This is a genomic window from Aestuariibaculum marinum, from assembly GCF_014596975.1.
GTDB classification, from domain to species: domain Bacteria; phylum Bacteroidota; class Bacteroidia; order Flavobacteriales; family Flavobacteriaceae; genus Aestuariibaculum; species Aestuariibaculum marinum.
Genome location: NZ_JACVXD010000001.1, coordinates 501,690 through 521,239, shown reverse-complemented (window position 1 = coordinate 521,239; position 19,550 = coordinate 501,690). Strand labels below are relative to the sequence as shown.

The following is a 19,550-nucleotide window of genomic DNA, read 5'->3' as shown; positions in this document are numbered from 1 at the left end:
ATGACTTTAGGTTGAAAAAATCACATATGCATATTTGTTTTAGTAGTATATGCCTCTTGGGTAAACTAACAAACTATAACGAGTCCAGATGACAGAGTTAAGCTTTCTATTTTGCTTTATGATGGTGTACCTTATTATTCGGAAACTTATAAAAATAAGGTTATACTCAAAAGTTTTCCACTTGGATTAATATCCAGTTTTGGAGACTTTGACAAATGGTAAAAAATAGAAATTAAAATAAATCACAGGTTTTTAAATATAAAAATAAGATGAATCTTAAAACATTACAATTACGGAATAGATCGACTATTAATGCTTATTTAACACTTTTGGCAATTTGTATTGCAACCTTTCTTCAGGCCCAAAACAATAACATTAAGAATGATAGTTTTTGGGATACTAAAAATGGAGAACCCATATATAGTCAGGGAGGAGGAATATTCAAGTTTCTAGATCATGAAACAGGTGAAGAGAAATACTATTGGTATGGTGTCCATTACAAACAAGCTGAAATGTATAGAGCAGATCCTTCTGTTACCCAAGCCAGAAATAACTTTGTAGGTGTTAGCTGTTATACTTCTACTGATTTGGTTAATTGGAAGTTTGAAGATAATGTGCTGACTCAAGAAGAGGTATTCAAAGATTCCGAGCGTCAGTGGGCTTGGCTTGGTCGTATGGGGGTGGCTTATGTGAAAGAAGCAGACAAATATGTGTTGATTATTCAATATGGTGCTCGGGTACTGTTCGCTACGGCCGATTCGCCATTAGGGCCGTTCAAGAAAAGCTATGTTAAAAGTATGGAAGACTGGATTGGAACAACAAATACAGGAGACCAAACCGTATTTACAGACGAAGACACAGGTAAGTCTTATTTGGTTTACAGTTATGGAAAAGGCCGTCATAAAATTTATATTTCTGAAATAGGTTTAAAAAATGATACAATTACTTTATTGAATTATAAACAAGTATTTAAAGGAGCAGGACGTGAAGGTAACTGTATGTTTAAATATAAAGGTAAATACTATTTAGCAGCATCACAATTGTACGGTTGGGATGGCTCTAACGCATACTATCTTGTTGCAGATGATATTTTTGGGCCTTATCTACCTGAAAACGACATGCAGGTATTTTCAGGTGCAGAAGATGATTATGCACATATTTCCCAAACTGGCTTTTTTGTTACCGTCCGTGGAAGCAAACAAGAGACTGCTATCTTCTGTGGCGATCGTTGGGCCGATTTTGCTGGTAATGGCTTGGGATATAACCAGTGGTGTCCATTATCCTTTGATGGTTTTGTGCCTTACTTTAATTCAATTAACTCTTGGAATCTTAATGAAAAAACTGGCGAATGGGAGGTTGCTGCTGATAATAACTGGATAAAAAATCCTTCATTTGAAGCAGATAGAAAGCAAATACCGAGTCATAAAAAGCCTGTGCAAACTAGACTTTTGGGCTGGGAAACTACAGTAATAAATGGTACGGAAATTTCTTTAGACTCGCTTTCACCAGTATTAAACCATGCAAATACAGAAGAAGAGCGTAAGGTGGTTATTGGAGAAAGGAGCCTTAATATGAGTGATAGCGTTAATTTTATAAGAAAAGTGCATCAAACAATAACCTCTTCCCCTTATGTGACCTTTGAAAATGATACCTATAATTTAAAGGCGAAAATTAAAAACAGCGACGGATTTAAATACCTTAAAATGTACGCAAAATCAGGAGCCAAGCATCTTGAAGTAGTTGTAACAGACAAAAATGAAACGTGGACAACCATAAGCATTAAAAATATAGAGGTAACAAACAATGAAGTGGAAGTCGGTTTTCTTGCTGATGGAAAGGCTGGTGCATATTGCTTGGTTGATGATGTTTCTTTGGTTAAGTCAAATTAATTAATATGAATATTACAATGTAAGTTATAGTAAAACTGTTTTAATGTGTTTAATAAAATCGAAATCTGTAAAGATGTCTTTTAAAAATGTAATTAAAGAGCGATATCATTCAGAATAAAATATAACACCATAGAATGTAATCATATGATAAAAGATCAAATAAAAAAAAAGAGTACTATAGGGCTATTATTAATCGTTATAGCTATAATGCTAGTATATCCTTCAAAAGGATTTGCAGCAGAACTTCTCGAAATTCCAAAGGGTTGGTCAGATGGATATGTATATGCCAATGGCGTTCGTTTACATTATTACCAGGCTGTGCCGGCTAACGATAAACCAGTAATGGTTATGGTTCATGGTGTTACTGACAATGGACTTTGTTGGGCGACACTTGCTTTAAAGCTGCAAGAGGATTACAATATATATATGTTAGATACGCGTGGTCATGGATTATCTGATCCATTTACCTGTAACGATGATGCCAATACACTAATAAAAGATGTGGTTGGTTTTGTAAAGGCCATGGATATAGATAATCCTATTCTTTTGGGGCATTCTATGGGAGCGGCAACCGTGATGCGTTTAGGGGCCGAGTATCCTAATGTTGCTAAACAAATAATTATGTTAGACCCATTTCTGGCTATTCCGGGTAAAAGGAGAAAAAGCGAATCCCACCCGAACCCCTCTAAGCAGTCAAAGGATAAACCGGTTAAAAACTTATCTTTTAGCATGTTTGGCGAACCAGAAATACTTGTGAAGCAAAACAATTATGCCTTTATTGATTTGGTAGAAAAGGGGAAAAGAGAGAACCCGAAATGGGATATCATGGATGTGAAGTATTGGGCCTTATCTAAAAAACAATATCACGGCGCATATTCTCCAGATGCATGGAACGTTATGAATGGAACGATGCAAATTGGTGATGCGCTTTCAAAAATACAAGTTCCCGCACTTGTACTAAAAGCAGACACAGCTCTTGAAGGACGTAAAGCGAATAAGAAAGCTGTTCAGGGATTGAATCGTGTTACACTGTTTCATATTGATGGCGCAGGCCACAATTTGCATCATGATGCGTTGGATCGAACCGTAGAGATTATAAATGAATTTTTGTCATCTTATACCAATTAAAAACCTGCTACATGAAAAAAAGTATAATATTGATAGGTTTGCTATTTGTAATAACAATTTCAAGTTTTGGTCAAGTAATTAAAACAAAAGTAATAGACCAAGGGGGGAGTGGTCCATATAAAGCCATAGCAGTTAGAGAAGAGACTTTACGAGATTTTGTAGTGTATAGACCCAAAAAACTGAAAATGGCCGTCAAGAAAGAGGGGGCATTGCCTTTGATGGTGTTTGCTAATGGTGCCTGTGCGAATACATCCATCACGCATGAAAAGGTATTGTCCGAAATAGCTTCACATGGATATATGGTGGTAGCCATTGGTGCCTTGAAAATGGCCAATGATGAGAACTGGGAAAGCACAGAAGCCCAAATGCTTGTAGAGGCGATGGATTGGTTGGTTGCACAAAATGAAAAGCTTGGAAGTGATTATTACCAGAGGCTCGACTTGAGCAAAATAGCTGCAGGAGGACAGTCCTGTGGTGGAGCTCAGGTAATGGCGGTAGCCAAAGATCCTCGCATTCAAACCTACATGATGTTCAATTCTGGTATGGGAGATATGTCTATGGCAGGAGCGAGTACCAAATCACTGACTCATGTGCATGGAAGTGTCATTTACATTGTAGGAGGTGAAGAGGATATTGCCACTAACAATGCTAAACTTGACTTTGAGCGAATCAATCATGTGCCTGTGGCCTTTGCCAATATGCTGGATGGGAATCATGGAGGTACATTCAATGAACAGTATGGTGGAGCCTTTGCCCGAATGGCCCTCAATTGGCTCGACTGGCAATTGAAAGGACAAAAAGACAAGTCCGTCGTGTTTTTAGAACCAGACCTATCCGATTTTCCAAATTGGTCTATAGATGTAAAGTATTTTAGAAACTAAACTAATATATCATGAAAAAGTCAACCTTACCATTCTTACTTTTTGTAGTCAGTCTAACAGCATTTGCGCAGGATTTCGGACGAAGGGAAGAAATTAACAATGACTGGTACTTTAATTTGGGAGATGTACAATATGGAGGTCGAGAGTTGATGGATTGTAGCAAATGGAGCGTTGTTGATGTTCCACACGACTGGACCGTAAAACAAAATGCTAGTCCAGAGCTTGCAAGTTGCACAGGCTATCTGCCAGGAGGCATAGCATGGTACAGAAAAGATCTTACTATTCCGGCTGTTGAAAAGGGAAATAAAGTATATATCTATTTCGAAGGGGTATATAACAATAGTGAAGTTTTTATAAATGGGAAATGGGTTGGCAAACGTCCCAATGGTTATATTTCTTTTATGTACGATTTAACCCCCTATATCAAATGGGGTGAAAATAATTCAATTGCTGTTCGTGTAGACCATAGTGATGATGCCGATTCACGTTGGTATACAGGGTCTGGAATTTACCGGAACGTATACTTGGTCTATGCCAACCCCATACACATAAACCTTTGGGGAGTGTCCTATCAATCGAAAATACAAGATAACGTTGCTACTGTTACAGTAACTACAAAAATTAAAAACACAGAAGAATTGGCAACTGTAAAGGTGGTTAATCAATTACTAGATGATAAAGGGGAGGTGGTAGCCACAACTTTAAAATCAGACGTTGCTAATGCTAATAGTATAACCGATTTTAGTCAAGATATCATATTGAAATCACCCAAGCTATGGAGTATTAAATCCCCTTATTTGTACACGCTAAAAACCAAAGTCTTTAAGGATAATAATTTAATTGATGAGAGTAATTTTAAAGCAGGTATCAGAACCATTTCTTTTAATCCAAATTCAGGATTTGCACTTAATGGAGTTAACACTAAAATTAAAGGGGTGTGTTTGCATCACGATGCAGGGGTTTTAGGTGCTGCGGCAACTAAATCAGTATCGCGTACACGATTGGAAAACCTAAAGGGTATAGGGGTAAATGGCATTAGAATGAGCCATAACCCACAGGCGTCTTATTTATATGAATTATGTGATGAAATGGGCTTTGTGGTAATGGATGAAGCTTTCGACGAATGGGAATACCCTAAAAACAAATGGATTGAAGGTTGGAACAAGGGAACTCCCGGGCATCAGGGAACTTCACAATATTTTAGGGAGTGGAGCGCAAGAGATATTAAGGATATTGTGAGGCGGGACAGGAAGCACCCATCTATTATCATGTGGAGTATTGGAAATGAAGTGGATTATCCTAATGACCCCTATACCCATCCTATTCTTGCAGATGAAGGTATTGGACAACAGCATATAAGGAAGTACCTTGAAAATCACCCACGAGCAGAGCGGTTGGGCGATGTCGCTAAAGAATTGGTTGCAGCTGTTAAAGAAGCAGATACATCTAGACCAATTACTGCAGCTTTAGCAGGAGCTGTAATGTCTAACTATACAGAGTATCCTTTTGTATTGGATATAGTGGGGTATAATTATACCGAAAACAAATATGATACTGATCATAAAAAGTATCCAGAACGGATACTCTATGGAAGTGAAAATAGACATGATATTGATGCCTGGTATGCAGTGAAGAATAGTGAATTTATTTTTGCACAATTTCTCTGGACAGGCGTGGATTATTTGGGAGAAGCACATGCCTGGCCTTCGCGAGGATTTAATTCGGGATTATTGGACCTTGCGGGGAATATAAAACCCCGCGGTTATTTTCGCCAATCATTATGGAGTGATGAACCTATGGCCTATTTAGGGACGTATGAAAATGTTGAAGATAATAGATCACGCTGGGGAAATAGATTGTCAACAGATGCACCACCTGTTTGGAATTATGAAAATAACACAACTGTGAAGGTAGTTTGTTATACCAATTGCGAAGAAGCGGAGCTTTTACTTAATGGAAAAATAATTGGGGAGCGTAAGCCTTATGATTCTAAGACTGGAATTATTGACTGGGATGTAAATTATCAGCCAGGACAATTAAAAGTAATAGCCTATAAAAAGGAAAAAGAAGTTGTTACCAATACAGTAATTACGAATACCATGTCGGCAAGTCTTGAAGCAGATGTGCTCGAGTCTAAAGATGGTGAGTTATTGCGTCAAATTAATATTAAAGTGCTAGATACCAATGGAAATTATTCTGTTATGGCAGATACAGAAATAAGCTGCAAAGTATCTGGAGGATCGTTATTAGGGATGGAAAATGCTTCTGGTAACGTTGCTGAAAATTATCTTGATAATAAGCATCGTTGTATTGATGGACGCATGTTAATCTACGTAAAAAAAGATGCTGAAGACACCCTTACAACCGTTCAATTATCGGCACCACTTATGGAAACGGTAGTATTAGAGATCGATTAGTAGTGGTTTAATAAAAACGATAGATTATTAAATTTAATGTGAAATAAAAAAACGAGGCACTAATGAAAAATTGTCCAATTAAAAAATTGATGTATATAATTTTAGGACTATGTGTGGTGAGTACAATTGGGGCTCAAAGTTCTTGGAAGCCTGATGATTCAAAGGGTTTTGTGGCTCATGACCCAGTGATGATAAAGCAAGACAGCATCTATTACCTATTTACTACTGGTGGAGGCATGACTAAAAGTAAAGATCTTAAGACATGGGATAGATTAAAACCTGTTCCTAGTAAACTAGAATGGGTCACCGATGATATAATACAGGGCTATCGAGGCGGATATTTGGTGCTCCCGATTATCGAATGATAACTAGAGAAATTGAATGTTAAAAAATATGAAGAAAATAAAAATAATCCTAGCAACAGCTTTATTCACATCAGTGCTCTTTTTTAAGCCGATTATGGCTCAGAACACAGAGGTCATCCAATTGAAAGAGGGATGGAAATTCCACAAAGGAGAGGAGATATCAGCCTATCAGGTGGATTTTAACGATTCCAAATGGGAGTCAGTGGTCGTTCCTCACGACTGGGCGATATACGGGCCTTTTGACAAAGAAGTCGATAAGCAAGTAGTCAAAATCGTCCAGAACAATGAAAAAGTGGCGTCAGAGAAAACCGGTCGTACAGGTGCATTACCTTTCGTAGGTGTCGGTTGGTACAGAAATACCCTCGATCTGCCCAACCTCGATAATAAGCAGGTTTTGCTGACTTTTGATGGGGCCATGAGTAACGCAATCATCTATGTTAATGGCCAGTTGGTGGGGAAACGCCCCTATGGCTACAGTTATTTTTATTTTGATATTTCGGACAAGCTTCAGAAAGGAGAAAATGTGATAGCGGTTAGGTTGGAAAATCAGCCTTTTTCATCCCGATGGTATCCTGGGGCAGGTCTTTATCGCAAGGTTCAGGTGATCATAAAAGGCCAGGTGAGTTTTGAGCACTGGGGACATTTCGTGACGACTCCTTATGTTACGGATACGCTGGCTAGGGTTAATATCAAGTCCAGAGCAAAAGGAGAAAATCTTCGCGTCGAAACCCATATCAAAGATGCTGATGGTAAGGTGGTAGCAACTCATGCTTCTTCCACCCAGTTTGGAGATGAATTTGTTCAGGATCTGGCAGTGGTCAATCCTAATCGCTGGGGGATCGAAAATCCCTATTTGTACACCGCAGAGATCAAGTTGTTTCAGGGAGAAACCTTAAAGCAGGTTGAAAATGTTCGATTCGGGATTAGAAATATCGCGTATACTCGAGAGGAAGGGTTTGTATTGAATGGACAGCCTACTCAATTCAAAGGCGTCTGTTTGCATCATGACCTGGGGCCATTAGGAACAGCTGTCAACCGAGCAGCACTTAAGCGACAGTTGACGATATTGAAAGATATGGGGTGCAATGCCATCCGTTCGGCTCACAATATGCCATCCCTGGAGCAGGTAGAGCTTTGTGATGAGATGGGCTTTTTGCTTTTGGCCGAAAGCTTTGACGAATGGAAAAAGCCTAAAGTCAAAAATGGGTACAATCTCTACTTTGATGAGTGGGCTGAAAAAGACATTGTGAACCTGGTACGCGCCACTCGCAATCACCCAAGTATCATCATGTGGAGTGCTGGTAATGAAGTGCCAGACCAGCACGGATCAGTCGGAGTGAAGCGAGCTAATTGGATTCAGGATGTTTTTCATCGCGAAGATCCAACCCGGCCAGTCACGGTAGGTATGGATCAGGTCAAGGCGGTGATGGAGTCAGGCTTTGGTGTATTGCTGGACGTACCGGGATTGAACTACAGGGTTCATTTGTATGAAGAAGCCTATGAGAAATTTCCTCAGGGATTTATTCTGGGATCGGAAACGGCCTCTACTGTCAGCTCTAGAGGAGTATACAAATTCCCTGTTGAAAAGGGCATCAATAAAAAATACGATGATGGGCATAGCTCGTCTTATGATTTAGAGTACTGTAGCTGGTCCAATCTACCCGAAGATGATTTTGTGATGCAGGATGATAAGCCCTGGGTGCTGGGTGAGTTTGTCTGGACGGGATTCGACTATCTCGGAGAGCCTACACCTTACGATGGATTTTGGCCATCTCGAAGCTCTTATTTTGGTATCAATGACCTGGCAGGGTTGCCCAAAGATCGCTACTATCTCTATCGTAGCAGATGGAATACAGAGGACGAAACCTTGCATATACTCCCACACTGGAATTGGAAAGGCCGTGAAGGTGAAACCACTCCGGTTTTCGTCTACACCAACTACAACAGTGCGGAGCTTTTCATCAATGGAAAAAGTCAGGGAGTCCGCACCAAGAACGATAGCACCAAGCTAGATCGCTATCGTCTACGCTGGATGGACGTGAAATACGAACCGGGTACGGTACGAGTAGTGGCGTATGACGATGATGGCAATGCCGTGAGCGAAAAGGAAATAAAAACTGCCGGAGCACCGCACCACATTGAATTGAGTGCTGATAGAACCGTACTGAATGCAGATGGAGAGGATATCAGTTTTGTGACGGCTACTGTCGTGGACAAAGATGGCAACCCTTGCCCGACAGCCGATAGCCAATTGAAATTCAAAGTGAAAGGAAATGGGAGTTTCAGAGCAGTTTGTAATGGAGACCCTACCTCTTTGGAATTGTTTCATAAGCCAACGATGAAAGCTTTTAATGGCAAGTTGGTGGTCCTGGTGCAATCCTCCACTGATACAGGGCCGGTTAAACTATCGGTATCAGGAAATGGTCTCGAATCAGGCCAGTTGGAGATACAAGTCAAATAATTAGTAGCATGAAAGAACTAAAAATACTATTCAATATGATGACCTCTTATATTAGATGGAAAAAATTCAATACCTCAGTCGTATTGCTTTTAGCTCTCACTTTATTTGGTTGTACAATAGATACATCTGACGCCCCCTCACAGAGTATAGGGGCTGATATATCTTTCGTTCCACAAATGGAGTCTTGGGGACGTAGTTTTTACGATACAGAAGGTAAGGAGACTGATATTTTTGATCTCCTAAAAAAGCATCATTTTGACAATATCCGATTAAGGATATTTGTAGATCCCTCTGCCGAAAATGGGTATTCTAAGGATGGCTTTTGTGATTTGAACAATACCCTGGCCATGGCCAAGCGTATCAAGGCGGCTGGCATGACGTTTACCCTGGATTTTCATTACAGTGATACCTGGGCCGATCCCGATAAGCAATTCAAGCCTTCTGCCTGGGAAGGGTTGACAGGTAAGGCCCTAGAAGATAAGCTGTACGAATACACTAAGGAAGTGCTGACCACTCTAAAGAAAGAAGGCGTGGCCCCTGAAATCGTTCAGGTGGGCAATGAGATCAGCCATGGCATGGTATGGCCCGATGGCAGAGTACTAGACAATGCAACAGAGGAAAATTGGGCTGCTTTGATGGGCTTGTACAAAGCGGGACAAAAGGCAGTTCGGGAAGTCTTACCTGATAGCAAGCTCATGGTTCACCTGGCATTAGGAGGTCAAAACACGTTATGTCGAGAGTTTTTGGACAAAATGAATCAATATGGGGCAGAGTTCGATATGATAGGTCTGTCCTACTATGAGCGCTGGCACGAAACCTACAATGATCTGAAGGCCAATTTGTACGACCTTTCGAAACGTTACAATAAACCGGTGTGCGTCAACGAGTATGGAGCGAGCGAAGAGAACATTAAAATCATCAATGATATCGTTCGATCTGTCCCTAATGGCTTGGGTTATGGGACGATGGCCTGGGAGCCTACTCGTGCGATGTTCGACAAAGAAGGCAAACCCTCAGAATCAATTTTTGCATTATACGATGATGTATATGAGCAGAACCTAAACCCTGATCAACAGCCTAAAGTGGAGCCTCCTTTTGAGCGAACAGTGAATATTGAAAGACCGGTGATTGGAGCCGATGTTTCTTTTGTGCCACAATCAGAAGATCGTGGTGCCAAATATTCGGATCAGGGACAAGAAAAAGACGTTCTGGAGATATTGAAGGATCACAAATTCAACTGGATCAGACTCCGTTTGTTTGTGGATCCCGATGCAGAAAACGGTTATTCCCGAGGAGGTAAAGGCTTTTGCGGGTTAGAGAAAACCCTGGAAATGGCCAAGCGTGTGAAAGCAGCTGGAATGAACTTTTTGCTCGATTTTCACTACAGTGATACCTGGGCTGACCCAGGAAAGCAATTCACTCCTTCAGCCTGGAAGGAACTGCATGGTTCGGCATTAGAAGGTAGAATTTACAGCTATACCAACGAAACGATCAAACGCTTCATCGACGAGGGGGTACGCCCAGACATGGTTCAGGTTGGAAATGAAATCAACAATGGGATGGTTTGGCCACAGGGCAAACTGCCAGAGGGGAAAGAAAAAGTGGATTCAGATGAGGAGATGGAAAGCTTCAGTGTGCTGTTGCGCTGTGCCAGTGCGGCTGTTCGTGCGGCTGACCCGAGCATTACCATTATGGTTCATATTGCCTGTGGTGGGCAGAATCCCGAATCTGTGGCTTTTTTCGATAAGATCATAAGTCGTAATGTGAAGTTTGATGTGATTGGACAATCCTACTATCCAGAATACCACGGTACACTGGAGGATTTGGAAGCCAATCTCAATGACCTGGTGACGCGATATGATAAGCCCATTTTCGTAGTAGAATATCACCACAACAGAAAAGAAGTCAATGATATCGTCCACAATATTCCAAACGGAATGGGATTGGGCACCTTTATTTGGGAGCCTACATCCCCTCGATGGGGCGGGCTGTTCGATCAAGAAGGGAACACCAACGAAAACATTGACATCTATCCGGAGTTGCATTCAGCCTACACTGAATAAATTCAGTTAAATTTAAAATAGCACTACTATTGACGTGAGTCGTCCTAAAATACAGTTAATCTATTTTAGGACGACTCCGTGATTTAAATAAATTAAATCACGATTTAGCAGGTATGACCAAAAAAGGAACGTTTAAGTGGAAACCAATCTGATTAATCGTTGATTTAAAAAATAGATTAGTGAAAAACGAGTGTTTGTTGTTTATCATTACCAATAAATTTATTCTTGTTGTTAACTGAAAATTAGAGATACCTTCTTCAACAGTTTGCTTATCTACTTCATGAATTAAGTAGGTGGCATTTTTAAAATAGGTTTTTAAGGTTTCTTTGTTTGCTTTTTGATAGTCTGCAAGGCCATATCCGTCTAAAACATGAAGAACGTTAACTCGGGTATGTTCAAGTGAAATTAGGTCGAAAATGGGTATAAAATGTCGATCTTTAAATTTTACACCATAATCTGTAGGGAATAGTACTTCATGAAGCTCTTCAAATTCAAATCCACTTGGTACAGCAAGAACCGGACATTTTACATGTTTTAAGACATGCACAGTGTTAGAACCAAATAAAATACCTTCAGCCCCTGTAGCTCCTTTTGTCCCCATAATAACATAATCTATATGCTTTTCACTTATAATGTCATTAATTTCAGAAATTAGGGTATTAAAAGCAGCAATAATTTCGATAGTGTGTTTTGGGTTTTTAAACTCTTTTTTTATACGTTCTTTAAAATGCTCAAGACCTTTAACTGAATTGTCTCTAACAGCATCATACATACCAAATTGGGCTGGTTGTACCAAAACATACTCCACATGATAAATGGCAGGAGTGTATATATTTAGTAAATAGAAGGTGCAGGTTTCGTCTTCAAAAAGTTTCAAGGCGTACTTTATAGCATTCCAGGAATTCTCGGAAAAATCGGTGGGAAGAAGTATTGTTTTCATGACTTTGGTATTATTTTGTTTAGTTATTGCTTGTCAGGTCTTCTTCGTATAGATATTCAGAATGTTTTTATAATAGATGATTTCATTTGCATTTAATAGCGTTTAATATTTTGCAATGCTAAAAATGGAATGTCCAGGTTTAAACCGAATTCATCTATGGTTGACTGATATATCATATCTTCCAAAAACGAGTGTCTTGTGTTTACCATTACTAACATATCTATGTTATTTTCTTTTATGTATTGATATATAGAATTAATGATGTGTTTACTATTTACCAGTTTAAAGTTCAATGTGTTTTTATGTAATTCTTCTTTTATAAATTTCTGATTGTCTTTTTGTCTTAAGGATAGCTTATCACTTGTAGAAATATATAATACATCTACTATAGCGCGATAGGTTGAGGCCATTTCACAGAATAATTTTAATTCTCTTCTTTTATATGGTATTAAGTAGTTGGTAGGGAATAATATGTGTTTAGGTTGTGTGTATTTATAGTTTTCGGGAATCGCCATAACCGGGCATTGCACATATTTTATAACCTGCAAGGTGTGACTTCCGAAAGTTATTTTTTTATCATTGGTTTTGCCTTTAGTTCCCATAATAATGATATCAATGTTTTTATTATCAGCTATGGTGTCCATTTCGTCAATAAGTAAATTTTTAGCTGAAATGATATTATAAGTATGTTTTGGGTTCGGAGAAATTGCTTTTATAGCCTCTAAAGTGTTTTTTAAGGATGTTTTAGAGGTGTTGCTTACCGTTTCAGAAACTTTTTCTAAATCGCTTTCTTCAACAAGATCTTCATGATTGTAAATTTCATCGAGGTAAGCATGCATAATATAAAATTCACTAATCTCATATTTAAACAAGTCGATTGCAAATTTTATAGCATTAAATGCATTTTCTGAAAAATCGGTTGGAACTAATATCTTTCTCATCACTTTAGTATTTAAATTAAAGATACTTTAAGTAAGGTTTTGATACAATGATATTTATCAGATGATTCTATAAAAAAAGGGAATGCGTTTAAAAAAAACATTCCCTTTTTTCATCGCAAATTTACAAGTAAGCGAACTGATTAATAGCCTATTTGAAGTTAAAAGAAACAGGATGTTAAAACGCCCTGTTTCTTTTAATAGTTTAATGCTAAGCCTTGATTCGGCTTTCAACAATATGTTTTTAGATTTTATAACTTGAATAGCATTAAACGGTTTGTTAGTTTAGTTTGTCATTAAGTAAATGATCGTTAATTGGTATCGAATATATTTTAACTTTTCTTGTTTTAAAATGATATATATCAGTTTGGTTTATTATACCGGGACAATATTGTAAGCCATATTTAAAAGAAACAACCCGATTAAGAAGAGCAGCGTGTAAATTAGTTGAACAAGCTTAATATTTATAAGCTCTAAGGCTGAAACGGTTTGTTTTGGAAATATGAAAAGAGACAACCCGATAAAAATAGAAAACCACCCGATAAGCGTAATGATTAATGTCCATTCCGGTTCCCAAATATTATGAAATAGGGTGTTTGTCAGCCCGACGAGAATTGCCATAAACGACGAAATAGTAAGAAATTTTTCATCTTTAAGATCAGAGAAAATTTGTTTAATCCGTTTGGGATTGAAACTTAATATAAGGAAAAAGATGATAAGATACCATCCCCAGAATTTTGCTAATAAAATTGAAGTTTCCATAAGGTTACGGTGTTTCGTGTAATACTAAAAAGGGTATTTTTAAATGATAGCTTAATTCTTCAATTTGAGAATGAAATAAGATTTGCTGAAAATAGTTTAGATTTTTGGCAACCATACAAATCATATTAATATCTCTGCTATCTATAAAGCATTGTACGGCATCTTCTAATTTTCTGTTGGTTAGATAATGAAAACTAGATTCAATATTGCTAAAATAATCTTGTAATAATTCGCGGTTCTTCAGCTGTTCAGAATTTAAACTGGTTTTGTTTTTGCTTATGTGTAATACACGCAATGATGCTTTGTTGTGTTCTAAAATATCTAGTAGAGGTTGAAGGATTTGAAAATTATAGGTCAGAGAAAAATCAGAAGGAAAGGCAATTTCTTTAATATTGGTTAAGGTCGCTTTTTCAGGAACTGTTAGTGTATTACATTTTACTTTTTTTATAACATCTCCGGTATTACTTCCCATTATAATTTTTCTTAAACCATCAGAGCCTTTGGTACCCATAACTATAAGGTCTATGTGTTTTTCTTCAACATGTTTTCTAATAGAGTCTATAAAAAAATTATATTCAAAAAGGGTATGGAATTTATGATTGATATTAGGAGTGAGTTCGGTTGCGATACGTTTTAAAAAGCTACGCAATTGGTGTTTGCTTGGCTTAATGTAAACATCTTCCAAAACTTCATCGGAAACGATATAAGGAGACCCATTCATGTAATTGTCGCTAACGCGATTAACGTGCAGTAGATAAAAATGACACTTATCATCTTCAAAAAACTTAACCGCATATTTTATAGCATTCCATGAGTTTTCAGAAAAATCCGTTGGTAGCAGTATATTCTTCATTGTACAAACGTCTTAGTATGTCTAAATTACAATGAAGATGTTATTGGTAAAATGATATTCATCATTTTAACGAAGTGTATGAAATTTTTAGGTAATGCTTTTTAGTTTGTTGATATCTAGTATTGTAATGTTTCTGCCTTCAGCTGTTATTATTCCTGATTTTTTAAATTCTGTTAAAGCTCGAATTAAAGTTTCGGTGGCAATACCCGCTACACTGGCTAAGTCGTTTCTAGATATTTTTATAGGGTCTTCAGGTCGGCGATTTATTTTTTCAGCAAACTTTAAAATGGTTGAGGCGGTTTTTTTATTAACTGTACCATAGGCCATTTGAAGCAGTAAACCTTTTGCTGAAGAGAGATCGTCGGTTAATAGCTCTATAAGAGCCAAGGCTATTTTTTGATTCTTGTCAAGAAGTTCTTTGAAATCTAAAAGTGAAATGCCGAGTAATTTTGTATCTGAAATTGCCGAGGCTGTTTCCTTGTGTGGCGCATTGGTTTTAAGGGAGGTGTACCCAAACAAATCGTCTTCTTTGTACAGCGCAGTTACTAGCTCTTTGCCTTTTTCATCGATTCTGAAACATTTTACAGTACCATAGCTGATAAGGTAAATATAATTGGAGTGGTCGCCTTCATAATAAATGATGTCTTCTTCGCTGTATTTGAATTCTTTACCATAATCGTCGAAGAAATTCTTTAAATCATTCAATGATTTTATTTCGTTTTCTTCGGGAGGGTGTATTTCAATTTTTTGATTCTGTTGTTTTAAATCTTCTAAAATGGACACTTTCGCTAATCGACTCTCAATGGCACTTACAATATCGTCTTCCGTAAATGGTTTTGTAATATAATCGTCAGCACCCAGATTCATACCTTTTCTAATATCCTGACGCTCCGTTTTTGCAGATAAAAATATAAATGGAATGTGTTTTGTGCCCTCTTTTTTAGATAACATTTGTAAAGTTTCGTAACCGTCCATAACCGGCATCATTATATCGCAAATAATAATGTTCGGAATATGTTTTCTAGCCAGTTCAATACCTAATTTACCATTAGAAGCCGTTAAAACCTTATAATTAGATAATTCTAAAAGTTCGGCTGTATTTTCTCTTAAAACAGTATCGTCTTCTATTAATAATATGGTTTTCATAGTGTAGCTGTATTTGGAAAAGTAATGATAAATGTTGAGCCGATATGTTCTTTAGTTTCAAAACAAATGGAACCTCCTAAGTTTTCTAGGTGATTTTTAACGATGTTTAAACCAATACCGGTGCCTTGGGTGTTAAGGACATTTTCAGCTCTAAAATAACGTTCAAAAATGTGTTTTTGGTCTTTTTCTGGGATTCCAATACCCTGATCCATTATCTTAAGCACAGTGGTCTCGTTATTTTGTTTTACAATGAGTTGAATATTGGTGCCTTCTGGAGAATACTTTATGGCATTGTAAAGTAAGTTGGATAGTATGAGCTGAATAATTTTTTCATCTTGGTATAATGATAAATCATCTATATTTTCTGGATAGCTTATTTGCTGTCCTTCTTTTAAATGCATATTGGCATCGTATACCGCTTCGTTAATAATCTTGCTGAGTTTAAACTGACTGAAGCGATAGTTTACTTTACCCGTTTCAAGTTTTTCAACCGATAGAAAGTCATTAAGAATGTTATTTAAAAAGTGAACTTTATCGACAACCGTTTTTATATGTTTGGTGCGTTTGTCTTGGTGTTCTTCTAGTTGATATTTGTTTAATAATTCACAGGAGGTTAAAATGGCACTTAATGGAGTTTTAAACTCATGTGATACTAATGATAAAAAGCTTGTTTTTAGTTCGTTGAGTTCTTTTTCTTTATTCAGTGCTTTTTCTAACTGTTTGGTACGCTCTTCTACCTGGTTTTCTAGATTGGTGGTATAATTTTTACGTTCGGTAATGTCCAGAATAATAGCTACAAATACCTCGTTTTCGTTTAACCGTGAAGACTGCAGATGCACCTCAATTGGGTATTCGCTACCATCTTTTCGTTTATGTACACTTTCAAATTCTATTTTTTCTAAATCATTTTGTATTAAGGATTGTATGGTTGTTCTAAAGTTGGCTTTAGTATCACCCGAGGTAATATCTAAAGGGGTCATTATTTTTAGTTCCTCAATGGTGTAACCAATATTCTTTTGAGCGCCATAATTTGCATTTACAAATTTTAAAGTTTGAGCATCGAAAACATAAATTTCGTTTAATGATTCATCGAAAATAGTGGCGAGATGCAGGCGTTCTTCTTCTGCTATTTTTTTTGTTGTAACATCGTTTTGTATCCCAATAAAATTAGAGACAACACCTCTTGAATTGGTTATAGGGAAGATATAAAGGTCATTCCAGAACATAGAACCATCTTTTCTATAGTTGCGTATGGTGGTTTGACAACTTTCTCCTTTTTGCAAGGCTTCGTTTAATTGGTTTATGGGTTCCTGTTTAGTGTCTGCTCCTAAAAGAAATTTAAAATTATGATTTAGAATTTCTTCATCAAGATAGCCTGTTAATTGCTGAAAACTGGAATTAAAATAAATTATCGGGTTATCAGGTTTTAAAGCGTCAGTAATGAAAATTCCACTTTTTGCAGACTCCAACGCTTGTGTGCGAAGCATCAGGTTTTTTTCAACTTCCTTTTTTTTAGAAATATCATTAATTAAAGCAATGACAAAGCTTTTGTTATAACTTGTAAATGGGTTTAATTCAATATCGATGGGAAAGATGGTACCGTCTTTTTTTATCCCATAAATATCAGCAGCCTCTGTCATTTTTCGACGTTTACCATCTGCTATAAATTTTCTAAAATAGTTATGGTGGTTATGATGATAATTTGAAGGAATAAGTATATTGAGAGGTTTCCCAATCAGTTCATCTTTTGTATACCCAAAAATGGTTTCAGAGGCGGCGTTAACTTCTCTTAAAATTTGCTCACTATCGACAATCACAACACCCTCGGATACCGTTTCTAAAAGGATGTTAAATATTTCTTGGTCTTGATGAAACATAAATGATCAGAAGTTAGGAATGGTCATTTAAAAATACGAAAAAATCACCGCTTAGTCTTAATATAACTGATGAATATCATTACAAAAAATATCATATACCTGTATTTTTAGTATTATAAAAACGAGTCGTCATGGAAACTAAAAAGAAACTTACACATACCTTTTATCAAAATCTAGGCAAATTATTTTATGCTATTGCCGCATCAGATAATCAGGTTCGAAAAGCAGAGTTTGACAAGCTGAAACAACTGGTTAAAAGCCAGTGGTTAGATATGGACCCAATTGTAGATGATTTTGGTACAGATGCTGCTTTTGAAATTGAGATTGTATTCGATTGGCTAAATACTCAAAACACACTAGGTGTTGATGCTTGTTTCGATGATTTTGTAGCATATAAAAACGAGCAACTACATTTATTTACATCTGAAGGACGATCTCTAATTCTAAAAACAGCACATGCCATAGCAGATGCATTTTCTGGAATTAACAAGTCTGAATTAATAATACTGGCTAAGTTGGATATTGAGTTGAAAAAATAGACTTTGATCTGTCTAGTTGTGGTGGGCCGACAGGTTACACCATGATATATATCATTTTATTATCACGGTAAACACTTTAATTTAGATACACTTTAATTAGAAAATAATGGCATTTATTGATTATTATAAGGTACTAGGAATTCCTAAAACAGCTTCTGAAAATGATATAAAAAAAGCCTACAGGAAGCTGGCAAGAAAATATCATCCAGATTTAAATCCTGATAATGCAGAGGCGGAGAAAAAATTCAAGGACATTAACGAAGCCAATGAGGTATTAAGTGATCCCGAAAATCGTAAAAAATACGATCAATATGGAGAGCACTGGCAACATGCGGAAGAATACGAAAAAGCAAGACAACAGGAACAGTATCATCGTCAGCATCAAAGTGATGGAGGTCGGTATTCGGAGGAAGGTTTTTCAGAATTTTTTGAACATATGTTTGGTGGATCGAGTAGAGGCGCTGGCGGACGACAAGTTAGGTTTAGAGGGCAAGATTTTAACGCTACCCTTCAACTGGATTTAAAAGATGTTTTTGCCACCCATAAACGAACCTTAACTGTAAACGATAAAAACATTAGAATTACTATCCCTGCAGGTGTTGAAAATGGTCAGGTTATTAAAATTAAAGGCCATGGCGGTAAAGGTATTAACGGTGGTCCTAATGGCGATTTATATATTCAATTTTCCATAGAAAACCATTCTAAGTTTAAACGGGATAAAAGTGATCTTTACGTTACAGTTGATTTAGACATATATAAAGCCCTGCTAGGTGGAGACATTACAGTTGACACCTTTAATGGAAAAGTTAAACTTAGTGTTAAACCGGAAACACAAAATGGGACAAAAGTTAAACTGAAAGGAAAAGGCTTTCCTAAATATAAAAAAGAAGGCCAGTTTGGTGATTTAATTATTACTTATAACATAAAATTACCGACTAAACTCTCAGAAAAAGAAAAAGTATTAATTCAACAATTACAAACCTTAAGAGCCTAATGGAAACAACAGATTTAATATCAGTACAACTTATTTGCAAGTACTATAAAATTCCAGAGGATTTTATAAACAGGTTACAGGAATTTGAATTAATAGAACTTAGGGCAGATGCTAATGAAGTTTTTATTCATAAAACGCAATTAAAAAAAGTTGAAAAAATGGCAAGATTACATTACGATCTTGAAATTAATATGGAAGGTATAGACGCTATTTCAAACTTGTTAGATCAAGTGAGCAGTCTGAGAAAGGAAATAATAAGTTTACATAATAGATTGCGTTTGTATGAGGATTTTTAAT

Annotated in this window: 16 protein-coding genes; 10 read left to right on the top strand and 6 right to left on the bottom strand. The window is 36.9% G+C overall.

From position 1 onward, the window contains the following. Window positions 1–269 precede the first annotated feature (269 nt). The 7 genes from ICJ85_RS02335 to ICJ85_RS02305 all read left to right on the top strand — a co-directional run bounded on the left by ICJ85_RS02335 (window position 270) and on the right by ICJ85_RS02305 (window position 11,204). Complete coding sequence (locus ICJ85_RS02335) at window positions 270–1,889, top strand: family 43 glycosylhydrolase (protein WP_188222156.1); 1,620 nt, start codon at window positions 270–272, stop codon at window positions 1,887–1,889. A gap of 207 nt (window positions 1,890–2,096) precedes the next feature. After that, window positions 2,097–3,017, top strand: a complete 921-nt coding sequence (locus ICJ85_RS02330) for an alpha/beta fold hydrolase (protein WP_188222155.1) — start codon at window positions 2,097–2,099, stop codon at window positions 3,015–3,017. Window positions 3,018–3,028: 11 nt separating this feature from the next. Continuing rightward, complete coding sequence (locus ICJ85_RS02325; RefSeq protein ID WP_188222154.1) at window positions 3,029–3,898, top strand: alpha/beta hydrolase; 870 nt, start codon at window positions 3,029–3,031, stop codon at window positions 3,896–3,898. 11 nt (window positions 3,899–3,909) lie between these two features. Then, window positions 3,910–6,315, top strand: a complete 2,406-nt coding sequence (locus ICJ85_RS02320; RefSeq protein ID WP_188222153.1) for a sugar-binding domain-containing protein — start codon at window positions 3,910–3,912, stop codon at window positions 6,313–6,315. A gap of 62 nt (window positions 6,316–6,377) precedes the next feature. Then, entirely contained in the window at window positions 6,378–6,680 is a 303-nt protein-coding gene (locus tag ICJ85_RS02315; RefSeq protein WP_188222152.1) for a hypothetical protein, read from the top strand. Window positions 6,681–6,708: 28 nt separating this feature from the next. Continuing rightward, a complete protein-coding gene (locus ICJ85_RS02310; protein ID WP_188222151.1) occupies window positions 6,709–9,141 on the top strand; it encodes a DUF4982 domain-containing protein in 2,433 nt (810 codons plus the stop codon). A gap of 8 nt (window positions 9,142–9,149) precedes the next feature. Then, a complete protein-coding gene (locus ICJ85_RS02305; RefSeq protein ID WP_188222150.1) occupies window positions 9,150–11,204 on the top strand; it encodes a glycoside hydrolase family 53 protein in 2,055 nt (684 codons plus the stop codon). Window positions 11,205–11,301: 97 nt separating this feature from the next. On the opposite strand, the gene ICJ85_RS02300 is transcribed toward ICJ85_RS02305, so the two are convergent. From ICJ85_RS02300 to ICJ85_RS02275, 6 genes are all read right to left on the bottom strand, one after another. Beyond that, window positions 11,302–12,144: a universal stress protein gene (locus tag ICJ85_RS02300; protein ID WP_188222149.1), complete on the bottom strand. Its 843-nt coding sequence runs from the start codon at window positions 12,142–12,144 to the stop codon at window positions 11,302–11,304. Window positions 12,145–12,236: 92 nt separating this feature from the next. Continuing rightward, on the bottom strand, window positions 12,237–13,085 hold the full coding sequence (locus ICJ85_RS02295; protein ID WP_188222148.1) for a universal stress protein: 849 nt from the start codon (window positions 13,083–13,085) through the stop codon (window positions 12,237–12,239). A 372-nt stretch (window positions 13,086–13,457) separates the two neighbouring features. Beyond that, complete coding sequence (locus ICJ85_RS02290) at window positions 13,458–13,844, bottom strand: hypothetical protein (RefSeq protein ID WP_188222147.1); 387 nt, start codon at window positions 13,842–13,844, stop codon at window positions 13,458–13,460. A gap of 4 nt (window positions 13,845–13,848) precedes the next feature. Next, entirely contained in the window at window positions 13,849–14,697 is an 849-nt protein-coding gene (locus ICJ85_RS02285; protein ID WP_188222146.1) for a universal stress protein, read from the bottom strand. A gap of 87 nt (window positions 14,698–14,784) precedes the next feature. After that, on the bottom strand, window positions 14,785–15,843 hold the full coding sequence (locus tag ICJ85_RS02280; protein ID WP_188222145.1) for a response regulator: 1,059 nt from the start codon (window positions 15,841–15,843) through the stop codon (window positions 14,785–14,787). Next, window positions 15,840–17,720 (bottom strand): PAS domain-containing sensor histidine kinase, encoded by a 1,881-nt coding sequence (locus ICJ85_RS02275; protein ID WP_188222144.1) that lies wholly within the window; start codon window positions 17,718–17,720, stop codon window positions 15,840–15,842. The genes ICJ85_RS02280 and ICJ85_RS02275 overlap by 4 nt, the downstream gene beginning before the upstream one ends. A 131-nt stretch (window positions 17,721–17,851) precedes the next feature. On the opposite strand from ICJ85_RS02275, the gene ICJ85_RS02270 reads away from it, so the two are divergent. From ICJ85_RS02270 to ICJ85_RS02260, 3 genes are all read left to right on the top strand, one after another. Continuing rightward, the gene (locus ICJ85_RS02270; protein WP_188222143.1) at window positions 17,852–18,259 is read left to right on the top strand and encodes a hypothetical protein; all 408 of its coding nucleotides are present in this window, start codon (window positions 17,852–17,854) and stop codon (window positions 18,257–18,259) included. Between the two features lie 106 nt (window positions 18,260–18,365). Then, window positions 18,366–19,253, top strand: a complete 888-nt coding sequence (locus tag ICJ85_RS02265) for a DnaJ C-terminal domain-containing protein (RefSeq protein WP_188222142.1) — start codon at window positions 18,366–18,368, stop codon at window positions 19,251–19,253. After that, complete coding sequence (locus ICJ85_RS02260; RefSeq protein ID WP_188222141.1) at window positions 19,253–19,549, top strand: chaperone modulator CbpM; 297 nt, start codon at window positions 19,253–19,255, stop codon at window positions 19,547–19,549. The genes ICJ85_RS02265 and ICJ85_RS02260 overlap by 1 nt, the downstream gene beginning before the upstream one ends. The last annotated feature ends 1 nt before the right edge of the window (window position 19,550 follow it).